The organism is Pseudomonas sp. FW305-70 (genome assembly GCF_058783925.1).
In genome coordinates this window covers 1-15,394 of record NZ_JBYSYZ010000048.1, presented here as the reverse complement: position 1 = coordinate 15,394, position 15,394 = coordinate 1, and the positions used below count along the sequence as shown (strand labels likewise).

14 protein-coding genes and 1 pseudogene are annotated in these 15,394 nt (G+C 59.1%); 7 read left to right on the top strand and 8 right to left on the bottom strand.

What is annotated here, in order from left to right:
* Window positions 1-283: 283 nt before the first annotated feature.
* Together cysZ and AC3WN7_RS25140 are read left to right on the top strand one after the other, a co-directional pair.
* Window positions 284-1,036 (top strand): sulfate transporter CysZ, encoded by a 753-nt coding sequence (cysZ, locus tag AC3WN7_RS25145; RefSeq protein ID WP_102675408.1) that lies wholly within the window; start codon window positions 284-286, stop codon window positions 1,034-1,036.
* A gap of 57 nt (window positions 1,037-1,093) precedes the next feature.
* Window positions 1,094-2,293, top strand: coding sequence for a glycosyltransferase family 4 protein (locus AC3WN7_RS25140; RefSeq protein WP_095965875.1), 1,200 nt, complete (start codon window positions 1,094-1,096; stop codon window positions 2,291-2,293).
* A 118-nt stretch (window positions 2,294-2,411) separates the two neighbouring features.
* On the opposite strand, the gene AC3WN7_RS25135 is transcribed toward AC3WN7_RS25140, so the two are convergent.
* The 3 genes from AC3WN7_RS25135 to AC3WN7_RS25125 form a co-directional block, all read right to left on the bottom strand.
* Window positions 2,412-3,515: an NADH:flavin oxidoreductase gene (locus AC3WN7_RS25135; protein ID WP_102675407.1), complete on the bottom strand. Its 1,104-nt coding sequence runs from the start codon at window positions 3,513-3,515 to the stop codon at window positions 2,412-2,414.
* A 198-nt stretch (window positions 3,516-3,713) separates the two neighbouring features.
* Window positions 3,714-4,196, bottom strand: a complete 483-nt coding sequence (locus AC3WN7_RS25130; RefSeq protein ID WP_008000576.1) for a glutathione peroxidase — start codon at window positions 4,194-4,196, stop codon at window positions 3,714-3,716.
* A gap of 122 nt (window positions 4,197-4,318) precedes the next feature.
* Complete coding sequence (locus AC3WN7_RS25125) at window positions 4,319-4,804, bottom strand: FKBP-type peptidyl-prolyl cis-trans isomerase (protein ID WP_008000574.1); 486 nt, start codon at window positions 4,802-4,804, stop codon at window positions 4,319-4,321.
* Between AC3WN7_RS25125 and AC3WN7_RS25120 the strand changes: the two genes are divergently transcribed.
* The 3 genes from AC3WN7_RS25120 (at window position 4,773) to yihG (ending at window position 8,166) form a co-directional block, all read left to right on the top strand.
* The gene (locus tag AC3WN7_RS25120) at window positions 4,773-5,099 is read left to right on the top strand and encodes a DUF3565 domain-containing protein (RefSeq protein ID WP_102675406.1); all 327 of its coding nucleotides are present in this window, start codon (window positions 4,773-4,775) and stop codon (window positions 5,097-5,099) included. The two genes, AC3WN7_RS25125 and AC3WN7_RS25120, sit on opposite strands and share 32 nt — an antisense overlap.
* A gap of 61 nt (window positions 5,100-5,160) precedes the next feature.
* Window positions 5,161-7,260, top strand: coding sequence for a phosphate acetyltransferase (gene pta, locus AC3WN7_RS25115; protein ID WP_102675405.1), 2,100 nt, complete (start codon window positions 5,161-5,163; stop codon window positions 7,258-7,260).
* Window positions 7,261-8,166, top strand: coding sequence for a 1-acylglycerol-3-phosphate O-acyltransferase, YihG family (gene yihG / locus AC3WN7_RS25110; protein ID WP_102675404.1), 906 nt, complete (start codon window positions 7,261-7,263; stop codon window positions 8,164-8,166).
* A 389-nt stretch (window positions 8,167-8,555) separates the two neighbouring features.
* Here the strand turns inward: yihG and AC3WN7_RS25105 are convergent, their stop codons facing one another.
* Window positions 8,556-9,032 (bottom strand): hypothetical protein, encoded by a 477-nt coding sequence (locus AC3WN7_RS25105; RefSeq protein ID WP_146022447.1) that lies wholly within the window; start codon window positions 9,030-9,032, stop codon window positions 8,556-8,558.
* A gap of 294 nt (window positions 9,033-9,326) precedes the next feature.
* Between AC3WN7_RS25105 and AC3WN7_RS25100 the strand changes: the two are divergent.
* Window positions 9,327-9,527: pseudogene (locus AC3WN7_RS25100) on the top strand (acyltransferase); the annotation flags it as partial.
* Between the two features lie 177 nt (window positions 9,528-9,704).
* Here AC3WN7_RS25100 and cysN read toward each other — a convergent pair.
* The 4 genes from cysN to AC3WN7_RS25080 all read right to left on the bottom strand — a co-directional run bounded on the left by cysN (window position 9,705) and on the right by AC3WN7_RS25080 (window position 14,040).
* Entirely contained in the window at window positions 9,705-11,603 is a 1,899-nt protein-coding gene (gene cysN / locus AC3WN7_RS25095) for a sulfate adenylyltransferase subunit CysN (RefSeq protein WP_095965880.1), read from the bottom strand.
* Between the two features lie 53 nt (window positions 11,604-11,656).
* Entirely contained in the window at window positions 11,657-11,998 is a 342-nt protein-coding gene (locus AC3WN7_RS25090; protein WP_102675402.1) for a four helix bundle protein, read from the bottom strand.
* Window positions 11,999-12,102: 104 nt separating this feature from the next.
* Entirely contained in the window at window positions 12,103-13,020 is a 918-nt protein-coding gene (gene cysD / locus AC3WN7_RS25085) for a sulfate adenylyltransferase subunit CysD (RefSeq protein WP_007970286.1), read from the bottom strand.
* Window positions 13,021-13,281: 261 nt separating this feature from the next.
* A complete protein-coding gene (locus tag AC3WN7_RS25080) occupies window positions 13,282-14,040 on the bottom strand; it encodes a Nif3-like dinuclear metal center hexameric protein (protein ID WP_102675401.1) in 759 nt (252 codons plus the stop codon).
* A gap of 103 nt (window positions 14,041-14,143) precedes the next feature.
* Here AC3WN7_RS25080 and algW point away from each other — a divergent pair, with 103 nt between their 5' ends.
* Window positions 14,144-15,304, top strand: a complete 1,161-nt coding sequence (algW, locus tag AC3WN7_RS25075) for a Do family serine endopeptidase AlgW (protein ID WP_095965884.1) — start codon at window positions 14,144-14,146, stop codon at window positions 15,302-15,304.
* Window positions 15,305-15,394: the final 90 nt, after the last annotated feature.

Here is a 15,394-nt window from a genome sequence, read left to right as displayed (position 1 = left end):
GGCGCGGAACGCCGGATTGCCGGCTGGAATAAAAAAGAACGGTTGAAAGCACTTGGGGAAGGCTTGAACACGACCGTCCTGTAAAAAGATTGGGTGCAGCGTATCGAGGGGGCGAAGATTAAGGAAATACGGATTAACAATCCAGCTCATAGGTGGTCTCTATGCAATCTGCCCGACGATATCGACGTCTTTGTTACAGTGAATGTCGATACCGCCACCGCGCTTTCGCATGTGTAGCAAAGCCGGTAAGGTCGGCGCGTTTTCCCTCTGCCCGGAGCACCTTATGCCCGCCCCTGTTCTGTCCGGCCCGCAATACCTGCGCGAAGGCCTCAAGCTGGTGCTGAGCCCCAGCCTGCGTTTGTTTGTGTTGTTGCCGCTGGCGATCAACCTGGTGCTGTTCGTCGGATTGATCTACCTGGCCGGCCATCAATTCAGCCTGTGGGTCGACACGCTGATGCCGTCCCTGCCCGACTGGCTGAGTTTTCTCAGCTACATCCTCTGGCCGCTGTTCGTAGTCCTCGTCGTGCTGATGGTGTTCTTCACCTTCACCATGCTCGCCAACGTCATTGCCGCGCCATTCAACGGCTTCCTCGCGGAGAAAGTCGAAGTGGTTGTGCGCGGCACCGATGATTTTCCGGCCTTCAGCTGGGGCGAACTGATTGCGATGATCCCGCGCACCCTGGCCCGGGAAATGCGCAAGCTTGGCTACTTCCTGCCGCGGGCGATCGGGCTGTTCATCCTCTCGTTCATCCCGGTGGTGAACATTATCGCCGCACCGCTGTGGCTGTTGTTCGGGGTGTGGATGATGGCGATCCAGTACATCGACTACCCGGCGGACAACCACAAGCTGGGCTGGAACGAAATGCTTGGCTGGCTGCGCGAGAAGCGCTGGCAGAGCATGAGTTTTGGCGGGATTGTTTATCTGGTGTTGCTGATTCCGGTGGTCAACATCCTGATGATGCCGGCGGCAGTGGCCGGGGCGACGTTGTTCTGGGTGCGTGAGCGCGGCGCGGAAAACCTGGTGACCCAGCGCTGAGTCACCACCACCGGCACCCCGGTCACAAATCCATCATCCCGACGTCACACTGACGACATGGCCCCAGCCGACACTGGGGTCATGACGACAGCTCTGCATATCACCCTGATCACCGAAACCTTCCCTCCGGAAATCAACGGCGTGGCCAATACCCTGGGTCGCTTGTGCGACGGTTTGCGCGCGCGCGGGCATCAGGTGGAACTGGTGCGACCACGCCAGGGCTGCGACCAGCAGTTGGGCAGCGACGATGAATTGCTGCTGTGCCGCGGCTGGCCGCTACCGGGCTATCCCGGTCTGCAATGGGGTCAGTCATCGATGCACAAGCTGCTGCGGCGCTGGACGCGTCACCGCCCGGACGTGCTCTACATTGCCACCGAGGGCCCGCTGGGCCTGTCGGCCTTGCGTGCAGCACGGCGTCTGGGGATTTCCGTGGTCAGCGGTTTCCACACCAATTTCCAGCAGTACTCCAACCAGTACGGCCTTGGTTTGCTCACGCGCCTGCTGACTCACTACCTGCGCTGGTTCCACAACCGCTCGACCATGACCCTGGTGCCGAGCGTCAGTCAGCGCATGGAGCTGGAACGACGGCATTTCGAACGACTGGCGTTGCTCTCCCGAGGGGTCGACAGTGAGTTGTTTCACCCGGCCAAACGATTAAGTGCCCTGCGTGAGCAATGGGGACTGACCGAGGAAGACATCGCCGTCATTCACGTCGGACGCCTGGCCCCGGAAAAGAATCTTGGCTTGCTCAAACGCACCTTCAATACCCTCAAGGCGAGTTATCCCCGGCGCACTCTGAAACTGATCGTGGTCGGCGACGGCCCGCAACGCCAGGAACTGCAAAACGAAATGCCCGAGGCGATTTTCTGCGGCACCCAGCGGGGTGAAGCCTTGGCATGTCACTACGCGTCGGGGGACGTGTTTCTGTTTCCGAGCCTGACTGAAACCTTCGGCAATGTGGTGCTTGAAGCTCTGGCATCGGGGCTCGGCGTGGTGGCCTATGATCAGGCAGCGGCGGCCCAGCATATTCGTCATGGCTACAACGGTGTGCTGGCGATGCCGGGGGATGAAGAAGCGTTCTGCGATGCAGCGGCATGGCTGCTGGAGGACAGGGAGGCCTTGCGCAATGTACGGCTCAATGCACGCCAGCATGCCAGTCGCCAAGGCTGGGCGACGATCATCGAACAGTTCGAGGGACAATTGCGCGGGGCCTGTGCCCGGGAGATGGTGCTGCCGAATGCACCGATTGTTCCCTGACTTCCGGTGGCCTTGAGTCAGCCATCGCGAGCAGGCTCGCTCCCACATTGGTTCTGTGTCGTACACAAATCCCCTGTGGGAGCGAGCCTGCTCGCGAAGGCGGCAGTAGGGTCGCCGCTTAAACCAGCGTCATCAACGCCTCACGGCTGAACGGCAGGATGTCGTCCTCACGACCATCGCGCACTTTCTGTGCCCAGTCCGGGTCCACCAGCAACGCACGACCGACCGCCACCAGGTCGAACTCGTCGTTGTTCAGGCGCTCCAGCAGTTTTTCCAGGCTGGCCGGTTGTGCCACCTTGTCGGTGTTGACCATGAACTGCAGGAACTCGCCGTCCAGGCCGACGCTGCCCACGGTGATGGTCGGCTTGCCGGTGAGTTGGCGGGTCCAGCCAGCCAGGTTCAGCTCGGAACCGTCGAACTCCGGCTCCCAGAAGCGGCGGGTCGAGCAGTGAAAAATATCCACGCCGGCATCGGCCAACGGCTTGAGGAACTCGCCCAGCGCCTCCGGGGTTTGCACCAAGCGCGCGGTGTAGTCCTGTTGCTTCCACTGGGAGAAGCGGAAGATGATCGGGAAACCTTCACCGACCGCGGCACGCACGGCCTGAATCAATTCAATGGCGAAGCGCGAACGGTTGGCCAGGCTGCCGCCGTATTCGTCGGTACGCTGGTTGCTGCCTTCCCAGAAGAACTGGTCGACCAGGTAACCGTGGGCGCCGTGGATTTCCACGCCGTCCATGCCGATGCTCTGGGCGTCCCTGGCAGCCTGGGCGAACGCGGCGATCACGTCCTGGATATCCTGTTGGGTCATGCCGTGCACAACGACCTGGCCGTCCTTGATTTTTTCCGACGGGCCATAGCCCGGTACGCTGGCGTCCGGCTCGGTGCCGATACGACGTACGCTGCCCACATGCCACAACTGCGGAACGATCTTGCCGCCTTCGGCGTGAACGGCGTCGACGACTTTCTTCCAGCCGGCCAGCGCCGCTTCACCATAGAAGTGCGGAACGTTCGGGTAGCCGTTGGACGCCTTGTGACCGACGGTGGTGCCTTCGGTGATGATGAGGCCAACGCCCGCAGCGGCGCGGCGACGATAGTATTCGATCACTTTGGAGTTCGGCACGCCGCCCGGAGAAAACGAGCGGGTCATCGGCGCCATGACGACGCGGGTCGGCAGTTCGAGGGTGCCGAGGTGGAACGGTTTGAACAGGGCTTTGACGGGCATGGGACGCTCCACAGGGAATGACTTTATGACGGCGATAATATGGAGGTTCGCGCGTACTGAACAGCACTATTGATTTAGGTGATGTAGGAGCGAGCTTGCTCGCGATGGTGGTCAACGATAACGCTGGCGGTCTGATGCCCCGCGGTGTTCCTGTAACCATCGCGAGCGAGCTCGCTCCTACAGAGGGAGAGGAGAATTTCAGCGAAGCGCTTTTTCAATCGCGTGAACGATGGTCGGATCATCCGGCGCCGTGCGTGGCGAGAATCTCGCCAGTACGCGGCCATCCTTGCCGAGCAGGAACTTCTCGAAGTTCCAGGTGATATCGCCGGGGAATTCCGCGCCCTCGCCCGCCAGCAAGCGGTACAACTGATGACGGTCATGCCCGTTGACTTCCAGCTTGCTGGACAACGGAAAGGTCACGCCATAGTTGAGGCTGCAGAAATCCTTGATCTCCTGCTCGCTCCCCGGTTCCTGTCCGGCAAACTGGTTGCACGGCAAGCCCAGCACACTGAAGCCTTTGCCCTTGTATTGCTGGTAGAGGTTTTCCAGCGCCGCGTACTGCGGGGTCAGGCCGCATTTGGAGGCGACGTTGACCACCAGTACGACTTGGCCTTTGAAAGGCGCCAGAGGTAGCTCCTGTCCATCCAGGGCTGTCAATTTAAGGTCGTGAAAAGCACTCATGGCGTACTCCAGATTCCCGTGTTCTTCTCGAAACAGCCACTTGGCGGTGTCATCAGGGACAGCCGCAGACTAAAAAGGCGCCCTCGGGGCGCCTCTCCAGTTATCTGAGCTTAGCGCAGAAATCAGTGGTGATGGCCGCCTTCGCCATGGACGTGGCCATGAGCGATTTCTTCCTGGCTGGCGTCACGGATGGCAACGATCTTGACCTGGAAATTCAGGCGCTGACCGGCCAACGGGTGGTTGCCGTCAACGGTCACGTCGTCGCCGTCCAGATCACGGATGGTCACGATCTGCATCTGGCCGTCCGGAGCGGAAGCGTGGAACTGCATGCCCACTTCCAGCTCGTCGACGCCTTCGAACATGCTGCGGCTCAGGGTGCTGACCAGTTCGGCAGCGTATTCGCCGTAAGCGTCTTCCGGTTCAACGGCTACGGTCAGCTCGTCGCCGACAGTCTTGCCTTCCAGAGCCTTTTCCAGGCCCGGGATGATGTTGCCTGCGCCTTGCAGGTAGACCAGCGGCGCGCCGCCGGCGGAGCTGTCGATGACCTCACCAGCGTCGTTGGTCAGGGTATAGTCGATGGAGACAGCCTTATTGGCGGCGATCAGCATGGGGCGAGACCTTTTGCATAAGAAGATTGAAAGGCCAAGTTTAGCGAAGCAATCGACCGAAAGCGAACACAACCCGGACAAACGGGATTCGACGGTCACAGGCTTCCATCAGGACGAGGACGGCCACTGGGTGGCCGAGCTTTCCTGCGGCCACACCCAACACCTGCGGCACCAGCCGCCCTGGCAATCCCGCGCCTGGGTCATGGACCCTGTGCTGCGCCAGGAAAAAATAGGCCAGCCCTTTGATTGCGGTTGGTGCGCACAAGGCACGGTTAGCGATAACCTTGGCGACTGAATTTCGGTAATCGACCAGCCATAGGTCGTGACCATTGCCATGCACCTTCCAGAGAATCCGCATGCAAACTTTTTTTATCGCGCCCACCGATTTTGGTGTGGGTCTGACCTCCATCAGCCTCGGGCTGGTACGCACCCTTGAGCGCGCCGGGCTCAAGGTCGGCTTTTTCAAACCGATTGCCCAGCCGCATCCGGGCGACACGGGCCCGGAACGTTCCACCGAGCTGGTGGCGCGCACCCACGGCTTGAAACCGCCTCAGCCACTGGGCCTGGCGCATGTCGAGCGCATGCTCGGCGACGGCCAGCTCGATGAGTTGCTCGAAGAAATCATCACCCTGTATCAGCAGGCGGCCATCGGCAAGGACGTGCTGATCGTCGAAGGCATGGTGCCGACCCGCAGCGCCAGTTACGCCGCGCGGGTCAACCTGCACCTGGCCAAGAGCCTCGACGCCGAGGTGATCCTGGTTTCGGCACCGGAAAACGAAGTGCTGACCGAGCTCTCCGGTCGCGTCGAGTTGCAGGCGCAATTGTTCGGCGGCCCGAAAGACCCGAAAGTCCTCGGTGTGATCCTCAACAAGGTCAAGACCGAGGAAAGCATGGAAGCCTTCGCCACGCGCCTGAAGGAGCATTCACCGTTGCTGCGCAGTGGTGATTTCCGCTTGCTCGGCTGCATTCCGTTCCAGCCGGAACTGAACGCCCCGCGCACCCGCGACGTCGCCGACCTGATGGGCGCGCAAGTGCTCAACGCCGGTGACTATGAAACCCGGCGCATGACCAAAATCATCATTTGCGCCCGCACCATGCGCAACACCGTGGAGTTGCTCAAGCCCGGCGTGCTGGTGGTGACCCCCGGCGATCGCGACGACATCATCCTCGCCGTCAGCCTCGCGGCCTTGAACGGCGTGCCGCTCGCCGGCCTGCTGCTGACCAGCGACACCCTGCCCGACCCGCGCATCATGGACCTGTGCCGCGGCGCCCTGCAGGCCGGGCTGCCGGTGCTGTCGGTGAGTACCGGCTCTTACGACACCGCCAACCTGCTCAATGGCCTGAACAAGGAAATCCCCATCGACGACCGCGAGCGCGCCGAAATCATCACCGATTTCATCGCTGGCCATCTCGATGCCAACTGGTTGCACCAGCGCTGCGGTACACCGCGCGAGATGCGCCTGTCGCCAGCGGTGTTCCGCTATCAATTGATCCAGCGCGCCCAGGCGGCCAACAAGCGCATCGTGCTGCCCGAAGGCAGCGAGCCGCTGACCGTGCAGGCCGCGGCGATCTGCCAGGCCCGAGGCATCGCACGTTGCGTGCTGCTGGCCAAGCCCGAGGACGTGCAGGCCGTCGCCCGCGCCCAGGGCATCGAGTTGCCGCCCGGCCTGGAAATCATCGATCCGGATTTGATCCGCGAGCACTACGTCGAACCAATGGTCGCGCTGCGCAAAAGCAAAAGCCTCAATGCGCCGATGGCCGAGCAGCAACTGGAAGACACCGTGGTGATCGGCACCATGATGCTGGCCCTGGATGAAGTCGACGGGCTCGTATCGGGCGTGATCAACACCACCGCCAACACCATCCGCCCGGCCCTGCAGCTGATTAAAACGGCGCCCGGCTGCACCCTGGTGTCTTCGGTGTTCTTCATGCTGTTCCCCGAAGAAGTGCTGGTCTACGGCGACTGCGTGATGAACCCGCACCCGAGCGCCAGCGAACTGGCCGAGATCGCCCTGCAAAGCGCCGACTCGGCCGCCGCATTTGGCATCACGCCACGGGTGGCGATGATCAGCTACTCCAGCGGCGAATCGGCCAGCGGCGAGGAAGTCGAGAAGGTCCGCGAGGCCACCCTGCTCGCCCACGAACAGCAGCACTCGCTGCTGATCGACGGCCCCTTGCAGTACGATGCCGCGGCCAACGAAAGCGTCGCCCGGCAGCTGGCGCCGAACAGCCAGGTGGCCGGTCGTGCCACGGTGTATGTGTTCCCCGATCTCAACACCGGCAACACCACCCACAAAGCCGTACAGCGCAGCGCCGACTGCGTCAGCCTCGGGCCGATGCTGCAAGGCCTGCGCAAACCGGTGAACGATTTGCCGCGCGGCGCGCAGGTCGACGACATCGTCTACACCATCGCCCTGACCGCGATTCAAGCCGCCAACCGACCTATGGATGTGTAAATGCTGGACTTCCTACCTGCTCCGCTGCGGGGCGTGATCGCCTCGCTGCTATTGGCACTGAACACGATTCTGCTCTGCTCGTTCCTGTTCTGCGTGGCGCTCATCAAGGTACTGCCGTTCGCCCTCACCCAGCGCCTCGCGGGCTGGCTGATGAGCCACACCCACGAAGCCTGGATCAGCCTCAACAAAGGCTGGATGAACCTGGTGCGCCGCACGCGCTGGCACATCAGCGGCCTGCAAGGCCTCGACTATCAGCACTCCTACCTGATCACCAGCAACCACCAGAGCTGGGTCGACATCCTGGTACTGCAATACGTGCTCAACCGACGCATCCAACCGTTGAAGTTCTTTCTCAAGCAGGAGCTGATCTGGGTCCCGGTGATTGGTCTGGCCTGGTGGGCGCTGGGCTTTCCGTTCATGAAGCGCTACTCCAAGGCCTATCTGGAGAAGCACCCGGAGAAAAAAGGCAAGGACCTGGAAACCACCCGCAAGACCTGCGCGAAATTCCGCGACAACCCGGTGGGAATCTTCAACTTCGTCGAAGGCACCCGCTTCACCGAGGGCAAGCATGCCCAGCAGAAATCGCCTTTCAAGTACCTGCTCAAGCCCAAGGCCGGTGGCATTGCCTTTGTGCTGGATGCGATGGGTGAGCAACTGGAGTCCATCGTCAACGTGACCATCCACTACCCCGCCGGGCGCCCTGGTTTCTGGGACTTGTTGTGCGGGAATATTGCAGACGTGGTGGTGCACTTTGAAGAGCTGAAGATTCCACCACAGTTCATCGGCAAGAACTACGATCAGGATGGTGAGTACCGATTGCAGTTCCAGGGCTGGATCAATCAGATGTGGCAGGACAAGGATGCGTTGCTTGCGCAGATGCACCGCGAGTTCCCTGACCGCCGCTGAACCAATGTGGGAGCGGGCTTGCTCGCGAATACGGACTAACATTCAACATAGATGCTGACTGACCCACCGTTTTCGCGAGCCCGCTCCCACAGGGGTCGACTCGTACATAAAGCTCGCGACAGAACAGACACAAAAAAGCCCACAGACAATCACTTGCCTGCGGGCTTTTTCTTGCAGCTAAGAGCTTGCCGCTGCTCTTACCTAAACATGATTTCCGATCCGGCCGACCTTTACCTGCAATAAAAAAATGCCAACAAGGCCTAACAAACGGAAGTCCCTCATAACTTGGCCAGTTGTATCTCCAAACTGAGCCCTTGAGCTGAAGATTTATACATTCCTCTTCACCTCGAGTTAAAAACTCGTCAATTAAAAATACCCCACCATCAATCTTATTTATTTTCACAAGCCATCCTTTTCGCTGCAACTCTATTCCAAACACCAGTCAAAAAAATAATATAGATGAAATACAATGACGAAATAAACATCAAAGAAAGTATAAAATAATTATCAACATTGACTGAAGTGACCCAGCGCAATATATCTTGACGACTTATCAACAAGCCATAATTATCATCATATACTCCCCAAACAAATTTTTTACTTCGATCAGAATCTACCGCCACCCACAGCTTTTGCGGCTTATCAAAGTTCGCGTACACAATATCGCGACTCGAAGCCTCAATGATATATTTATAAGCAGCGTCACCAGCCCCAACCCTCAGATACAAAAAAGATGTTGTCTTTGAAGCTTGCGAAAGCCCTCTATATACAAAAGCCTCTTTCATAACTAATTTATCAGGAACCGGAGGAACATCTATCAACTTACTATAAATATAAATAGAAAAAACAACATACAACAACAACACGATTGCACAAAAAAACGACCTCAAAAACACTAGAAACATAACCAACCGGAACTGGGAAAAATTTATTTCGCACACCTTGATCCTCGAGCGCAAGCTTACTTCTTAAGCCACCACCTACTTCCTTGCAATTGCTTCACTTGATACAAGCTGTGCGAGAACACTTCTACGCTGCTACAAACACTATTCTCATTTACAAAACAATTAAACTTCACAACTTCCGACTTTTTTGTAGTCCATTTCCGATCAAGGATTCTGGCTATTCCTTCTGACGTTAGATTTTCAGAGGTCTCCTGATTCTGGAACCTGCTGTGTGGATGCGTGAAAGACGCGCTGGTGCGTTTTCAGCAGCTGAACATTCCACCGCAGTTCATCGGCAAGAACTACGACCAGGATGGTGAGTACCGATTGCAGTTCCAGGGCTGGATCAATCAGATGTGGCAGGACAAGGATGCGTTGCTGGAACAGATGCATCAGGAGTATCCGGCAAAGTCTTGAGGTGCCTGTACTGGCCTCTTCGCTGGCAAGCCAGCTCCCACAGGGACCGTGTCGTTCACAAAATTTTCGAACGCCCTCAAAACTGTGGGAGCTGGCTTGCCAGCGATGGCGATTTCAAGGCACAAAAAAACCCGCCGATGATCACTCATCGGCGGGTTTTTCATTTCCGGCTAGCGCTTAAATTGCACCACGCTCGCGCAGCAGCCCCAGCACTTGCTTGACGCCTTCCTCCAGCGACACGGACTGGGTGTCGATCACCAGGTCGGCATCCAGCGGCACGTCGTACGGGAAGGACTCACCCGGGATGTTATCCCCGGCCGCCGCGTACAGGCCCTGTGGATCACGCTCGGCGCAGACGGTCGGCGAAGCCTGGACGTAGACCGTCAGCAGACGTTCCTTGCCAATCAGTTCCCGGGCCTGTTCACGACCTTCGGCACTCGGCGCAACGAATGCCGCCAGGGTCAGCAGACCGGCTTCGTTGAACTGACGCGCAACGTGCGCGGCACGACGCCAGTTTTCGGTACGACCGGCGCGATCCTGTGGCAGACCTTTGTTCAGGTCGTGACGCAGGTTCTGGCCATCGAGTACGTACACCGCACGACCAAGGTCGAACAGCTTGCGTTCAACCGCATACGCCAGGGTGCTCTTGCCCGCGCCCGACAAGCCGCTGAACAACACGGTGGCCGGTTGCTGGCCGAAGCGCTGGGCGCGCTCTTCGGTGGCGACGTGGGCCAGCTTGCCGTGGTGGGTGCTGGTGCCATGGGCCAACGGCTGGGCGACGATCATGCCCGCGCCGACGGTGCCGTTGGTCAAGCGGTCGATGATGATGAAGGCGCCGGTGGTGCGGTTGCTGTCGTAACCATCGAGGGCAATCGGCGCGTCGAGCGCGATCTTGACCTTGCCGATTTCGTTCAACTGCAACGCGCTGGCCGGACCTTCTTCCAGGGTGTTCACGTCGACCTTGTTGACGATGCTGGCGATGGAGCCCGGCACGTAACTGGTGGCGCGTTTGATGTCGTATTTCTTGCCCGGCAGCATCGGCTCTTCAGCCATCCACACCAGCATGGCTTCGAAGCTGTCGGTCACCGGCGGCACGTTGTCGGCGTGAACCAACAGGTCGCCACGGGAGATGTCGATTTCGTCTTCCATGGTCAGCGTGACTGCCTGACCTGGACCTGCGTGTTCCAGTTCACCTTCGAAGGTGACGATGGACTTCACGCGGCTGCTCTTGCCCGACGGCAGCACCACGACTTCGTCGCCTTTCTTGACGATGCCGCTGGCCAGCGTACCGGCGAAGCCACGGAAGTTCAGGTTCGGACGGTTGACGTACTGCACCGGGAAACGCAGGTCGGTGAAGTTGCGATCGCCCGCCACTTCCACGGTCTCGAGGATTTCCATCAGCGACTGGCCGGTGTACCACGGCGAGCGCTCGGACTTGTTCACCACGTTGTCGCCCTTCAGTGCCGACATCGGCACGAAGTGCATGCTGGTGGGCTTCATCTTCAGGCCTTCGGCGAACTGCAGGTAGTCGGCCTTGATCGACTCGAACACGCCTTGGTCGAAGTCCTTGAGGTCCATCTTGTTGATGGCCACGACTATGTGCTTGATGCCCAGCAACGAGGCGATGAAGCTGTGGCGACGGGTCTGGGTCTGCACGCCGTAGCGGGCGTCGACCAGGATGATCGCCAGGTCACAGGTGGACGCACCGGTGGCCATGTTGCGGGTGTACTGCTCATGGCCGGGGGTGTCGGCGATGATGAATTTGCGCTTGGCGGTGGAGAAATAGCGGTACGCGACATCGATGGTGATGCCTTGTTCACGCTCGGCCTGCAGGCCGTCTACCAGCAACGCCAGGTCGATGTCTTCGCCGGTGGTGCCGACTTTTTTCGAGTCGCGGGTGATTGCTTCCAGGTGATCTTCGTAGATCATCTTGGAATCGTGCAGCAGGCGCCCGATCAGGGTGCTCTTGCCGTCGTCGACGTTACCGCAGGTCAAAAAGCGCAGCAGCTCTTTACGTTCGTGCTGGCCCAGGTAGGCGAGGATGTCCTCGCTGATCAAATCAGATTGGTGGCTCATTGCATTCAAGCTCCAAGCTGTAAGCTTCAAGCGGCAAGCTTGTCGGCGTACAGCTAGTCAGAAATTTTGTCGATCAACCCGCACAGCATTTTTGAAAGCTCGCGAGTTTCCATAATCCAATTTTCAGCCAGCGGGTCTGCGATGTAAGCAATGTCTCGAGCGATGATGATCTGCGTGCGTAGCTCCGCATTGGAGGCCTTTGCAATCCAGAGAAATCGAACTTTTTCTCTGTTGCTTCGCCGCTCCATGCCTTCAGCAATATTGGAAGGCACCGAAAGTGCGGAGCGGGTAATTTGATCTTTGAAACCAAAATCCCCACATCGCGCAAATTCTCTATAGATTCCCACCGCTAAATACTTGCTACGCTGCCAAACAATCAGCTTCTCGAAATCCATTACGAGTCATCCGATGACGGCTCGCAACAACCGGCTGCAAGCACCAAACTGCAACGTTACGCATACCGCCTTTAACTTGCAGCTTGCCGCTTGTAACTCGAAGCTTAAAAATACCCTTGACGTTTTTTGTCTTCCATCGAGCCTGCGCCATCGTGGTCGATGACACGGCCCTGGCGCTCGGAAGTTCGCGTCAGGAGCATTTCCTGAATGATGTCCGTGAGGCTTTCGGCCTCGGACTCCACCGCGCCCGTCAACGGGTAGCAACCAAGGGTACGGAAACGCACTTTCTTTTTGACGATACGCGCTTTGTCTTCATCGCTCAGGTGCTCGAGGATGCGCTCGTCGTCGATCATGATCAGCGTGCCGTTCTTCTCGATGACTTCACGCTCGGCGGCGAAGTACAGCGGAACGATCGGGATGCCTTCAAGGTAGATGTACTGCCAGATGTCCAGTTCGGTCCAGTTCGACAGCGGGAAGACGCGGATCGACTCGCCCTTGTTGACCTTGCCGTTGTAGACGTTCCACAGCTCGGGACGCTGGTTCTTCGGGTCCCAGCGGTGCTTGCTGTCGCGGAACGAGTACACGCGCTCCTTGGCGCGGGATTTCTCTTCATCGCGACGGGCGCCGCCGAACGCCGCGTCGAAACCATGCTTGTCGAGTGCCTGCTTGAGGCCCTCGGTCTTCATGATGTCGGTGTGCTTGGCGCTGCCGTGGGTGAACGGATTGATGTTCTGCGCCACGCCGTCCGGGTTGACGTGGGTGATCAGGTCGAGGCCCAGCTCCGCGACCATCTTGTCTCGGAAGGCGTACATCTCCTGGAATTTCCAGCGAGTGTCGACGTGCATCACCGGAAACGGCAGCTTGCCCGGGAAGAACGCCTTGCGTGCCAGATGCAGCATCACGGCGGAGTCTTTACCGATGGAGTACAGCATCACCGGGTTGTCGAACTCGGCGGCCACCTCGCGGATGATGTGGATGCTTTCCGCCTCCAGCTGTTTCAGATGCGTCAGTTTGTCGACCATGGCTACTCACGAAAGCTTTCTTATGAACGGCCAGCGGGCCGTGTTCGAGCGGGGATCCTAGCACAGCGACCTCTTCTAATCAGGACGCCAACTAGATCGAAAGAGCATATGAATATGCCCCGCTGTTTGGGCACATCGCCCCCCCCCCTGTAGGAGCGAGCTTGCTCGCGATGAACCTGAGACCACCGCGGGGTGTCAGGCTTCCAGCGTTATCGTTGACGACCATCGCGAGCAAGCTCGCTCCTACAGGGGGTCCCGGATTCAGATCGGATTGGGGCAATCGATGAAGATGTGCTCCAGCGCAAAGCGCCGCGCCAGATAATCCCCCAGCGCCTGAACGCCGTAGCGCTCGGTCGCATGGTGACCGGCGGCGATGAAGCTGATGTCGTTTTCCCGTGCACTGTGGAAGGTCTGCTCGGAAGCCTCGCCGCTGAGGTACAAGTCGACGCCGGCCGAAATGGCCTGATCGATGTATCCCTGGCCGCCACCGGTGCACCAGCCGACGCGGCGGATCATGGCGCTGCCTTCGATCAACAGTGGCTCACGACCCATGACTTCCTGCACGCGGCGGGCGAAATCCCGGGGCATCATCGGTTCATTCAACGAGCCGACCAAACCGACTATCTTCAGGTTATCCGGGTCCAGCGGACCTTCGACGGTGATGTCGAGCTGCCGCGCGAGCTGCACGTTATTGCCGACGTCCGGGTGCAGATCCAGCGGCAGGTGATAGGCCAAGAGGCTGATATCGTGCTTGAGCAGGGTCTTCAAGCGGCGCTGCTTCATCCCGGTGACACATGGGTTTTCGCCCTTCCAGAAATAGCCGTGGTGCACCAGCACCAGATCGGCATTGGCCTCTACCGCGGCATCCAGCAACGCCTGGCTGGCAGTGACGCCACTGACAATGCGCATCACTTGCGGACGGCCTTCGACTTGCAAGCCATTGGGGCAGTAATCGGCGATTTTCGCGCTGTTGAGGTAACGGTCGGCTTCTTCGACCAGGGTGCTCAGGGCGACGGCCATGAAAGACTCCTAAATATCCCGTTCAGAGGCGCGTGCGGCCTCGTATAATGCGCGTCATTATGAGCGGTCTCATACCGCCTGCAACTCTCTCAGGAACTGCTTAATGCTCAAGGCGCTGCGTTTTTCCGGCTGGCCGCTGTTGGCCGGCGTGCTTGTCGCTCTTTTGATAATCCAGCGTTACCCGCAGTGGGTCGGGCTCCCGAGCCTCGACGTCAATCTGCAACAAGCGCCGCAAACCACCAGCATGCAACAGGGCCCGGTGTCTTACGCCGACGCGGTCACCACTGCGGCGCCGTCGGTGGTGAACCTGTACACCACCAAAGTCATCAACAAACCCAACCATCCGTTGTTCGAAGATCCGCAGTTCCGCCGTTTCTTCGGCGATAACTCGCCCAAGCAGAAACGCATGGAATCTAGCCTCGGTTCCGGCGTGATCATGAGCCCGGAAGGCTACATCCTGACCAACAACCACGTGACCAGCGGCGCCGACCAGATCGTCGTGGCGCTCAAGGACGGCCGCGAAACCCTGGCCCGGGTGATCGGCAGCGACCCGGAGACTGACCTCGCGGTGCTGAAAATCGACCTGAAAAACCTGCCGTCGATCACCGTCGGGCGCTCAGACAACCTCCGCATCGGCGACGTGGCGCTGGCCATCGGCAACCCGTTCGGCGTCGGCCAGACCGTGACCATGGGCATCATCAGTGCCACCGGGCGCAATCAACTGGGTCTGAACAACTACGAAGATTTCATCCAGACCGATGCCGCGATCAACCCCGGCAACTCGGGCGGTGCACTGGTGGACGCCATTGGCAACCTGACCGGCATCAACACGGCGATCTTCTCCAAGTCCGGCGGCTCCCAGGGCATCGGTTTCGCGATCCCGGTAAAGCTGGCGATGGAAGTGATGAAGTCGATCATCGAGCACGGCCAGGTGATTCGTGGCTGGCTGGGTATCGAAGTGCAACCGTTGACCCAGGAACTGGCCGAATCCTTCGGCTTGTCCGGGCGTCCGGGCATTGTCGTGGCGGGGATTTTCCGCGATGGTCCGGCACAGAAGGCCGGCCTGCAACTGGGTGACGTGATTCTTGCCATCGATGGCGAACCGGCCGGGGACGGCCGTCGCTCGATGAATCAGGTGGCGCGAATCAAGCCGACCGACAAGGTCACGATCCAGGTGATGCGCAACGGCAAGGAACTCAAGCTGACCGCGGAAATCGGTTTGCGTCCGCCGCCGGCACCGGTCAAAGAGAAAGAAGAAGAGTAAGCGGCCCCCAAAAACCAATGTGGGAGCGGGCTTGCTCGCGAAGGCGGTGTGTCAGTCGACGCAGAAGTTAACTGACACACCGCCTTCGCG

Excerpts from the sequence above, each read along its gene's own strand:
- cysZ (WP_102675408.1), top strand. The coding sequence starts at position 284 with ATGCCCGCCCCTGTTCTGTCCGGCCCGCAATACCTGCGCGAAGGCCTC.
- AC3WN7_RS25140 (WP_095965875.1), top strand. The coding sequence starts at position 1,094 with ATGGCCCCAGCCGACACTGGGGTCATGACGACAGCTCTGCATATCACC.
- AC3WN7_RS25135 (WP_102675407.1), bottom strand. The coding sequence starts at position 3,515 with ATGCCCGTCAAAGCCCTGTTCAAACCGTTCCACCTCGGCACCCTCGAA.
- AC3WN7_RS25130 (WP_008000576.1), bottom strand. The coding sequence starts at position 4,196 with ATGAGTGCTTTTCACGACCTTAAATTGACAGCCCTGGATGGACAGGAG.
- AC3WN7_RS25120 (WP_102675406.1), top strand. The coding sequence starts at position 4,773 with ATGGAGACAGCCTTATTGGCGGCGATCAGCATGGGGCGAGACCTTTTG.
- AC3WN7_RS25125 (WP_008000574.1), bottom strand. The coding sequence starts at position 4,804 with ATGCTGATCGCCGCCAATAAGGCTGTCTCCATCGACTATACCCTGACC.
- pta (WP_102675405.1), top strand. The coding sequence starts at position 5,161 with ATGCAAACTTTTTTTATCGCGCCCACCGATTTTGGTGTGGGTCTGACC.
- yihG (WP_102675404.1), top strand. The coding sequence starts at position 7,261 with ATGCTGGACTTCCTACCTGCTCCGCTGCGGGGCGTGATCGCCTCGCTG.
- cysN (WP_095965880.1), bottom strand. The coding sequence starts at position 11,603 with ATGAGCCACCAATCTGATTTGATCAGCGAGGACATCCTCGCCTACCTG.
- AC3WN7_RS25090 (WP_102675402.1), bottom strand. The coding sequence starts at position 11,998 with ATGGATTTCGAGAAGCTGATTGTTTGGCAGCGTAGCAAGTATTTAGCG.
- cysD (WP_007970286.1), bottom strand. The coding sequence starts at position 13,020 with ATGGTCGACAAACTGACGCATCTGAAACAGCTGGAGGCGGAAAGCATC.
- AC3WN7_RS25080 (WP_102675401.1), bottom strand. The coding sequence starts at position 14,040 with ATGGCCGTCGCCCTGAGCACCCTGGTCGAAGAAGCCGACCGTTACCTC.
- algW (WP_095965884.1), top strand. The coding sequence starts at position 14,144 with ATGCTCAAGGCGCTGCGTTTTTCCGGCTGGCCGCTGTTGGCCGGCGTG.